This is a genomic window from Shinella sp. (assembly GCF_049651085.1).
Lineage (GTDB): Bacteria > Pseudomonadota > Alphaproteobacteria > Rhizobiales > Rhizobiaceae > Shinella.
Map to the genome: position 1 here is coordinate 1 of NZ_JBASBL010000006.1, position 2,990 is coordinate 2,990.

Below are 2,990 nucleotides of genomic sequence, written 5' to 3' on the forward strand. Positions count from 1 at the left end.
GCGGTGCGGACCTATTGGAACGAGCTTGCCGAAGACCGCAAACAGGACTTCCGCTTCCTGCATGTGTCGACCGACGAGGTGTACGGCTCGCTGGAGAAAGCGGATCGTCCTTTCGCGGAAACCAACCGCTACGAGCCCAACAGCCCCTATTCGGCCAGCAAGGCGGCCTCCGACCATCTGGTTCGCGCCTATCACCATACCTACGGCCTGCCGGTGCTGACCACCAACTGCTCCAACAATTACGGCCCCTATCACTTTCCGGAAAAGCTCATACCGCTGTGCATCCGCAATGCGCTGGCGGGCAAGCCGCTGCCGATCTACGGCGACGGCCAGCAGGTCCGCGACTGGCTCTATGTGAAGGACCATTGCTCGGCGATCCGGCGCGTGCTGGAGGCCGGCCGGCCGGGCGAGACGTATAATATCGGCGGCTGGAACGAGATGGCTAATCTCGACGTGGTGCGCGTCCTCTGCGCAATCCTCGATGATCTGAAGCCGCGCGCCGACGGGCTTTCCTATGCGAGCCAGATCACCTTCGTGACGGATCGTCCCGGCCATGACCGCCGCTATGCGATCGATGCCGGCAAGATCGAGCGCGAACTCGGCTGGAAACCGGCGGAAACCTTCGAGACCGGCATCGCCAAGACGGTGCAATGGTATCTCGACAACCAGGGCTGGGTCGAAAACGTCACCAGCGGCGCCTATCAGAACTGGCTCGGCCAGCAATACGGGCACTGAGCCGTGCGGATCCTTCTGACGGGCAGGAACGGCCAGGTGGGGTTCGAGCTGCAGCGGGCGCTGGCGCCGCTCGGCACGGTGATCGCGCTCGACCGGTCCGGCTGCGATCTCGAGGACGAGGCCTCCGTGCGGGCCGCCATTCGCAAGGCGGAACCGGATGTCGTCGTCAATCCCGCCGCCTATACGGCGGTGGATCGCGCCGAGAGCGAAGCGGACCGCGCCCGGGCGATCAATGCGCTCGCCCCCGGCATCATCGGCGCGGAGGCGGCGCAGCGCGGCGCGCTCGTGGTGCACTATTCGACGGATTATGTTTTCGATGGAACGGCTGCCGGCTGGTATGGCGAGGATGCCGCGACCGGCCCGCAAAGCGTCTACGGGCGCAGCAAGCTTGCGGGTGAGGAGGCGCTCGCCTCCAGCGGCGCGCGCCATCTCATCTTTCGCACGAGCTGGGTGTTCGGCGCTCATGGCGCGAACTTCGCCAGGACAATGCTGCGGCTTGCCGCGGAGCGGGACGAGCTGAAGGTCGTCGCCGACCAGATGGGTGCGCCGACCTCCGCCGCGCTGATCGCCGACATCACCGCCCACGCCATCCGGCAGGCGGCGCATGGCCGCGATGCCGTCCCCGATGGCGTCTATCATCTTGCCGCGGGTGGTGAGACCAACTGGCACGCCTATGCCTGCCATGTCATCGAAGCCGCCCGGCGCGCCGGCAGGCCGGTTCGGGTCGCCGCCGATGCGATCCTGCCGATCACCACAGCGGACTATCCGACGCCCGCCCGCCGTCCGGTCAATTCGCGGCTCGACACGGCGAAACTGCAGAAAACCTTCGGCCTGACCCTGCCGCACTGGCAGTCGGGCCTCGATCACGTCCTCCAGCAGATCATTCGGAGCTGAGATGCAACGCAAGGGTATCATTCTCGCCGGTGGTTCCGGCACCCGGCTTCACCCCGCGACGCTTGCCATGTCGAAGCAGCTTCTGCCCGTCTACGACAAGCCGATGATCTACTATCCGCTGACGACGCTGATGCTGGCGGGCATTCGCGATATCCTGGTGATCTCCACGCCGCAGGACACACCGCGCTTCCAGGCGCTGCTCGGCGACGGCAGCCAGTGGGGCATCAATCTGGCCTATTGCGTGCAGCCAAGCCCCGACGGATTGGCGCAGGCCTTCATTCTCGGGCGCGATTTCATTGGTGGCCGTCCAAGCGCCTTGGTGCTGGGCGACAACATCTTCTACGGCCACGATTTCCAGACCCTGCTGCACAGCGCCGCGCGTCAGGAGGAGGGCGCGCGGGTGTTTGCCTATCACGTCACCGATCCCGAGCGTTACGGCGTGGTGGAATTCGATCCCGAGCGGAAGGTTCTGTCGATCGAGGAGAAGCCGCAACAGCCGAAGTCCAACTATGCCGTGACCGGGCTCTATTTCTACGACGACCAGGTCTGCGATATCGCCGCCGACATAAAGCCCTCGCCGCGCGGCGAGCTGGAGATCACCGATATAAATGGCCGCTACCTGTCGCTCGGCCAGCTGGATGTCGAGATCATGGGGCGCGGCTATGCCTGGCTCGATACGGGCACGCACGATTCCCTGCTGGAGGCGAGCCAGTATATCGCCACCATCGAAAAGCGTCAGGGCCTGCGCGTCGCCTGCCCCGAAGAGATCGCCTATCGCGCCGGCTGGATCGATGCGGGGCAACTTGAGGCGCTGGCGGCGCCGCTGCTGAAAAGCGGTTACGGCCGCTATCTGCACAACATCCTGAAGGAAAAGATATACTGATGCAGGCCACCCCGACAGCGATCCCCGACGTCGTCATCCTCGAGCCGAAGGTGTTCGGCGACGAGCGCGGCTTCTTCTACGAAAGCTTCAATGCCCGCGCCTTCCGCGAGGCAACCGGCCTCACACGCGCGTTCGTGCAGGACAACCACTCGAAATCAACCCGCAACGTGCTGCGCGGCCTGCACTACCAGATCCAGCAGCCGCAGGGAAAGCTGGTGCGCGTGGCCCAGGGCGAGGTGTTCGACGTGGCAGTGGACGTGCGCCGCGCATCCCCCACCTTCGGGCAATGGGTCGGTGTGCATCTGAGCGCGGAAAACAAGAAGCAGCTCTGGGTGCCGGAGGGGTTTGCCCACGGCTTCGTGGTGCTGAGCGAAACCGCCGAGTTCCTCTACAAGACCACCGACTACTACAGCCCCGCCTTCGAGCGGTCGATCCTGTGGAACGACCCGGACCTTGCCATCCACTGGCCCATCACCGG

Annotated in this window: 4 protein-coding genes; all 4 read left to right on the plus strand. The window is 64.9% G+C overall.

What is annotated here, in order from left to right; all coding sequences use genetic code 11:
* Positions 1-735: dTDP-glucose 4,6-dehydratase (locus WA950_RS03210; protein WP_424550238.1), on the plus strand; the 735-nt coding region annotated here is incomplete at its 5' end.
* A gap of 3 nt (positions 736-738) precedes the next feature.
* Positions 739-1,629: a dTDP-4-dehydrorhamnose reductase gene (gene rfbD / locus WA950_RS03215; protein WP_424550239.1), complete on the plus strand. Its 891-nt coding sequence runs from the start codon at positions 739-741 to the stop codon at positions 1,627-1,629.
* Position 1,630: 1 nt separating this feature from the next.
* Positions 1,631-2,512, plus strand: a complete 882-nt coding sequence (rfbA, locus tag WA950_RS03220) for a glucose-1-phosphate thymidylyltransferase RfbA (RefSeq protein WP_424550240.1) — start codon at positions 1,631-1,633, stop codon at positions 2,510-2,512.
* Positions 2,512-2,990, plus strand: a 479-nt coding sequence (gene rfbC / locus WA950_RS03225) for a dTDP-4-dehydrorhamnose 3,5-epimerase (protein ID WP_424550241.1), incomplete at its 3' end; no start/stop codon positions are given. The genes rfbA and rfbC, both read left to right, overlap by 1 nt.